Origin of the sequence: Sphingomonas sp. AOB5, from assembly GCF_029433115.1 — a bacterium.
In the GTDB taxonomy this organism is placed as follows: Bacteria; Pseudomonadota; Alphaproteobacteria; order Sphingomonadales; family Sphingomonadaceae; genus Sphingomonas.
This window is the reverse complement of record NZ_JARNTV010000114.1, coordinates 1-4,420: the sequence shown is the minus strand read 5'-3', so window position 1 is coordinate 4,420 and position 4,420 is coordinate 1. Positions and strand designations below refer to the sequence as shown.

The following is a 4,420-nucleotide window of genomic DNA, read 5'->3' as shown; positions in this document are numbered from 1 at the left end:
CGACCAGCCTGTTGCCCAACGCCGCGCCGCTCAGCCGCGCCACGCTGATGCAGGCCGCCGCGAATTTCGCCGAGCGCGCCGATGCGGACGGCCGTACGCCCGAGCGATTCGAGATCGTCTATCTGACCGGCTGGGCGCCCGACGCCTCGCAGCCCAAGCCCGCCCGCCGGGGCAGCGGCACGACGTCGCTGGCGGCGGCGCTGAAAGGCATCGCGCCGAAGGACGAAAGCTAGAGCAACGCCTCCAGCAGCCCGATCAGCGGCTTGTCCGCCGGCGGCATGTCCAGCCGGTGCAGTTCCAGCGGCTTCACCCATTTCAGCGCAGTCGCGTGCCGCGCCTCGGGCACACCCTTCCACTTCCTGAGCGCATAGAGCAGCAACAGCAGATGACGGTCGCCCAGCGGTTCGCTGGCGAAGGTCGCGGGCGCCAGGCATGCCGCCTCGACATCGATCCCCAGCTCCTCGTGCAGCTCACGGATCAGCGCCGCTTCGGGCCGCTCGCCCGGCTCGATCTTGCCGCCCGGAAACTCCCACAGACCCGCCATCGGCTTGCCCGGCGGCCGCTGCTGCACCAGCACGCGACCGTCTGCGTCGACCAGAGCTGCCGCTACGACAAGCAGGGGATTCGGAACCATAACGGAACGATCACTAGACACTTCGTTAATGCTCTTTCTCTACCTTTCAGGGACCTTTGGGGGAGTTCCTGCTCCGATGCGAGCGATTGTGCGTCTTGTTGGTAAGCTGTTCCGCGATCGCCGCGCGGCGACTGCGGTCGAATATGGCTTCATCCTTGCGCTTATCGTCATCGCCATGATCGCCACCCTGCGCGAGCTCGCCGGCACCACCACCACCCTGTGGAACAATGTCAGCACCAAGGTGCAGGCGACCAACTAGGGTCCGGAAATCGGGAATGATGGTTACGACCGTGTAACTTTCCGATTTAGAGGTTTCTTTACTTCCCCTCTCTAGGTTCAAACATGCCGCAACGGTTTTCCGAAGCGGTCGGGTGAATGAAGACACTTTTGAACGTGGAGACCGTTATGACCAAGATTCGCAACTTCCTGAAGAATTCCAAGGGCGCCACCGCGATCGAGTATGGCCTGATCGCCGCTCTCATCGCCGTCGCCGCGATTGCCGCGATGCAGGGCCTGGGCAACCAGCTCAACAAGACCTTCGGCAACGTCTCGTCGAACATGAAGGCTTCGTAAGCTTTCATACGACACTGAATTCCGGATCGGGCGGCGAAACCATTGGTTTCGCCGCCCTTTTCGCGTCAACTTTTTATCAACCACATCCCCTTAAGATCGATCTGCAAGCTATTGCTTTAGATCAACTTTATGTCTGGGGGATCGGACCGTGATGAATTTCCTGAAGCGCCTGCGCGAAACACGTGCGGCCACCGCAATCGAATATGGCCTGATCGCCGCGCTGATCGCCGTCGCCGCCATCGCCGCGATGCAGGGCCTGGGCAACCAGCTCAAGAAGACTTTCGGCAATGTCTCGTCGAACATGAAGGCATCGTAACGACCGACGCGAACCGGAAAACGAAAGGGCGGCGCAGCTTCGGTTTCGCCGCCCTTTGTCGTTGGACCGGATTTCGTTGCGAAAACGAAATGAGAGTAAACGCGGCCTTCGCCCTCACCGTTACACTTTCGTAATTATCCCAGGCGGCAAACATGGATCGAGCCAACCGGCTCGCAGAACGGGAGGGATCACATGTTCCGCAAGCTTATCAAGAACAGCAAGGGCGCGACCGCGATCGAATATGGTCTGATCGCAGCGCTCATCGCCGTCGCCGCCATCGCCGCGATGCAGGGTCTGGGCAATCAGCTCAACACCACCTTCGGCAACGTCGCATCCAACATGAAGGCCAGCTGAGACCTACAGATCGAAGCGATTCGGCGTCTTCGCCGAAACCAGGCCCCGGCCTTTGCCGGGGAACGATTTGCCGTGATGGGACAAGTGGCGAATCGGGAAGGCGGTGCGGTTTCGGCCGTGCCGCCTTTTCTCGCCGCCTTTACTCAGTGCGCCGCAGCACTCGAGAACAGGTTCATCACCGCCACGCCCGCAATGATCAGCGCCATGCCGATCATCGCAGGCAGGTCCAACCGCTGCCCCTGGAACACCCAGGCGACCGTCGCGATCAGCACGATCCCCACGCCCGACCAGATCGCATAGGCGATGCCCGTTGGGATCGTCTTCAGCGTGAGCGACAGGAAATAGAAGGCGATCAGATAGGCGGCCACGGTGACGATGCTCGGCACCGGCCTGGTGAAGCCGTCGGACAATTTCATGAACGATGTGCCGATCACCTCGGCAACGATCGCAATCGCCAGGAAAAGATAGTTCATGCTTCGCGCTCCGGCCTGATAGCGCCCGCCGCGCGTCAGATCCGGCCCATCGCCAGGAACTTCGCGCGCCGCATCTGACGCAGATTCTCCGGCGCCAGCCCGTCGAGACCCGTCAGTGCGGCCGCGATCGCATCGCCCAGCGCGGCGATCGCCGCGTCGGCGTCACGGTGCGCGCCGCCCAGCGGCTCGGGCACGATCGTGTCGATCACGCCCAGCTCCTTCAGATGCTGCGCGGTCACCTTCATCGCCTCGGCCGCATCGGCAGCCTTGTCGGCGGTGCGCCACAGGATCGAGGCGCAGCCTTCGGGCGAGATCACCGAATAGACCGCATGCTCCATCATCAGCACGCTGTTGCCTGCCGCCAGCGCCACCGCGCCGCCCGAACCGCCCTCGCCCAGCACCGCGGCGACCAAAGGCACGCCAAGGTTGAGGCACTGCTCGGTCGAACGTGCGATCGCTTCGGCCTGGCCGCGCTCCTCGGCCTGAATGCCCGGGAACGCACCCGACGTATCGACCAGCGTGATCACCGGAATGCCGAACCGGTCGGCCAGCTGCATCAGGCGGATCGCCTTGCGATAGCCCTCGGGCTTGCCCATGCCGAAATTATGCTTGAGCCGGCTGGCGGTATCGTCGCCCTTCTCATGGCCGATCACCATCACGCGGCGTCCGCGGAACCGGCCGAGGCCGCCGATGATCGCCTGATCGTCGGCAAAGGCACGGTCGCCGCCCAGCGGAGTGAAATCCTCGATCAGCGCCGAGACATAGTGATTGAAGTGCGGCCGCTCGGGATGACGGGCGACCTGCGTCTTCTGCCACGGCGTCAGCTTGGCATAAGCCTCGCGCAGGAATTTGTCGGACTTGGCCTGAAGCGGCGCGATCTCGGCTTCGAGATCGTGGTCGCCGCCCTCGGCGGTTTCGCGCAGTTCGTCGATCCGGGCCTGAAGCTCGGCGATCGGCTTTTCGAAGTCGAGAAAGCTAGCCATTGGTCGGTCCGGTAAGCGCGGCGGGGCTTCGCGTCAACGCGGGCCTGCGTCCATGGCTCCCAAAGCGTTCCGCCGGCGCCTCCACCACCCGCGCACAACGGCCGATGTCAGGCCGAGGGTAAAGCCGCCCGCAATCGCTACCAGCAAACCGGCAATTCCGAACCACTGCCAAGCCAGCACGGTCACGATCGTCAGCACGATGTGCAGGGTGAGATCAGCGATTCTGTACGCCATCGCCATGCCAGATAGCATGAACTGGTTCCCACCCAAATCCTCCCCCGCAGGGTGACCAGCGAAGCTGGTGGGGTAGTCTCCACGAGCAGACCGTTTCGCTTGCGGAGACTACCCCTCCGTCAGGCTGCGCCTGCCACCTCCCGCGCCGGGGGAGGATTTACCGCCCAAAGCCTCACCCAAAGGATGCCGCTGGTTCACCAGATCGACCAGACGGCGGCTGTCGACATGGGTATAAATCTCGGTCGTGGCGATGTCGGCATGGCCCAGCATCGATTGCAGCGCGCGCAAATCCGCCCCGCCTTCAAGCAGGTGGGTCGCAAAAGCATGGCGCAGCACGTGCGGGCTGACCCGGTCCGGCGGGATGCCCGCCGCGGCCGCCAGCGCCTTCAGCATCTGATAGAGCCGCACCCGCGAAAGATGCGCCTTGCCCGAGGGGAACAGCCAGGGCCGCCCCGAATCGACATGCTCGCGCCACAGCGCCACCGCTGCCCGTGCCCGGTCGCTGATCGGCACCAGCCGCTCGCGCCCGCCCTTCCCCTTCAGGATCAGATAGGGCCGGTCGGGATGGATCGCGTTGCGGGGTAGCGAAACCAGCTCGGTCGCGCGCAGCCCCGATCCGTAGAGCAATTCGATCAGCGCCGAGAGCCGCAGGTCGAGCGGATCGGCCGGAACGCGCGCGATCCGCGCCGCCACCGCTTCGAACAATTTGTCGACATCGCCGGTGCTCAGGATCTTGGGCAGGCCGCGCGCCGAACCCGGCCGGGGCAGCGCCGCGCCCGGATCGCCTTCGCGCAGCCCCTCGTCGGCGAGAAAGGCGAAGAAGCGCCTGAGCGCCGCCGATTTGCGCGCCACC

At 64.1% G+C, this 4,420-nt stretch carries 9 protein-coding genes and 1 pseudogene; 5 read left to right on the top strand and 5 right to left on the bottom strand.

Annotated elements, in window-relative coordinates; all coding sequences use genetic code 11:
* Positions 1–233, top strand: a pseudogene (locus P1X14_RS21695) (SAM-dependent methyltransferase); the annotation flags it as partial.
* Here P1X14_RS21695 and P1X14_RS21690 read toward each other — a convergent pair.
* Entirely contained in the window at positions 230–634 is a 405-nt protein-coding gene (locus P1X14_RS21690; protein ID WP_277317507.1) for a (deoxy)nucleoside triphosphate pyrophosphohydrolase, read from the bottom strand. The pseudogene P1X14_RS21695 and the gene P1X14_RS21690 overlap by 4 nt on opposite strands.
* A gap of 76 nt (positions 635–710) precedes the next feature.
* Between P1X14_RS21690 and P1X14_RS21685 the strand changes: the two genes are divergently transcribed.
* From P1X14_RS21685 to P1X14_RS21670, 4 genes are all read left to right on the top strand, one after another.
* Complete coding sequence (locus tag P1X14_RS21685) at positions 711–893, top strand: Flp family type IVb pilin (protein ID WP_277317506.1); 183 nt, start codon at positions 711–713, stop codon at positions 891–893.
* A gap of 146 nt (positions 894–1,039) precedes the next feature.
* On the top strand, positions 1,040–1,207 hold the full coding sequence (locus tag P1X14_RS21680) for a Flp family type IVb pilin (protein WP_169554003.1): 168 nt from the start codon (positions 1,040–1,042) through the stop codon (positions 1,205–1,207).
* A 151-nt stretch (positions 1,208–1,358) separates the two neighbouring features.
* Complete coding sequence (locus P1X14_RS21675) at positions 1,359–1,523, top strand: Flp family type IVb pilin (protein ID WP_277317505.1); 165 nt, start codon at positions 1,359–1,361, stop codon at positions 1,521–1,523.
* Positions 1,524–1,715: 192 nt separating this feature from the next.
* Positions 1,716–1,877 (top strand): Flp family type IVb pilin, encoded by a 162-nt coding sequence (locus P1X14_RS21670; RefSeq protein ID WP_277317504.1) that lies wholly within the window; start codon positions 1,716–1,718, stop codon positions 1,875–1,877.
* Between the two features lie 143 nt (positions 1,878–2,020).
* Here the strand turns inward: P1X14_RS21670 and P1X14_RS21665 are convergent, their stop codons facing one another.
* The 4 genes from P1X14_RS21665 to P1X14_RS21650 all read right to left on the bottom strand — a co-directional run.
* A complete protein-coding gene (locus P1X14_RS21665) occupies positions 2,021–2,350 on the bottom strand; it encodes an SMR family transporter (RefSeq protein WP_277317503.1) in 330 nt (109 codons plus the stop codon).
* A 35-nt stretch (positions 2,351–2,385) separates the two neighbouring features.
* Entirely contained in the window at positions 2,386–3,333 is a 948-nt protein-coding gene (locus P1X14_RS21660) for an acetyl-CoA carboxylase carboxyltransferase subunit alpha (protein ID WP_277317502.1), read from the bottom strand.
* 33 nt (positions 3,334–3,366) lie between these two features.
* Positions 3,367–3,567: a hypothetical protein gene (locus P1X14_RS21655; protein WP_277317501.1), complete on the bottom strand. Its 201-nt coding sequence runs from the start codon at positions 3,565–3,567 to the stop codon at positions 3,367–3,369.
* A 108-nt stretch (positions 3,568–3,675) separates the two neighbouring features.
* Positions 3,676–4,420, bottom strand: a 745-nt coding sequence (locus tag P1X14_RS21650; protein ID WP_277317500.1) for a tyrosine-type recombinase/integrase, incomplete at its 5' end; no start/stop codon positions are given.

Coding starts and splice junctions, on each gene's coding strand:
- P1X14_RS21690 (WP_277317507.1), bottom strand. CDS start 634: ATGGTTCCGAATCCCCTGCTTGTCGTAGCGGCAGCTCTGGTCGACGCA.
- P1X14_RS21685 (WP_277317506.1), top strand. CDS start 711: ATGCGAGCGATTGTGCGTCTTGTTGGTAAGCTGTTCCGCGATCGCCGC.
- P1X14_RS21680 (WP_169554003.1), top strand. CDS start 1,040: ATGACCAAGATTCGCAACTTCCTGAAGAATTCCAAGGGCGCCACCGCG.
- P1X14_RS21675 (WP_277317505.1), top strand. CDS start 1,359: ATGAATTTCCTGAAGCGCCTGCGCGAAACACGTGCGGCCACCGCAATC.
- P1X14_RS21670 (WP_277317504.1), top strand. CDS start 1,716: ATGTTCCGCAAGCTTATCAAGAACAGCAAGGGCGCGACCGCGATCGAA.
- P1X14_RS21665 (WP_277317503.1), bottom strand. CDS start 2,350: ATGAACTATCTTTTCCTGGCGATTGCGATCGTTGCCGAGGTGATCGGC.
- P1X14_RS21660 (WP_277317502.1), bottom strand. CDS start 3,333: ATGGCTAGCTTTCTCGACTTCGAAAAGCCGATCGCCGAGCTTCAGGCC.
- P1X14_RS21655 (WP_277317501.1), bottom strand. CDS start 3,567: ATGGCGTACAGAATCGCTGATCTCACCCTGCACATCGTGCTGACGATC.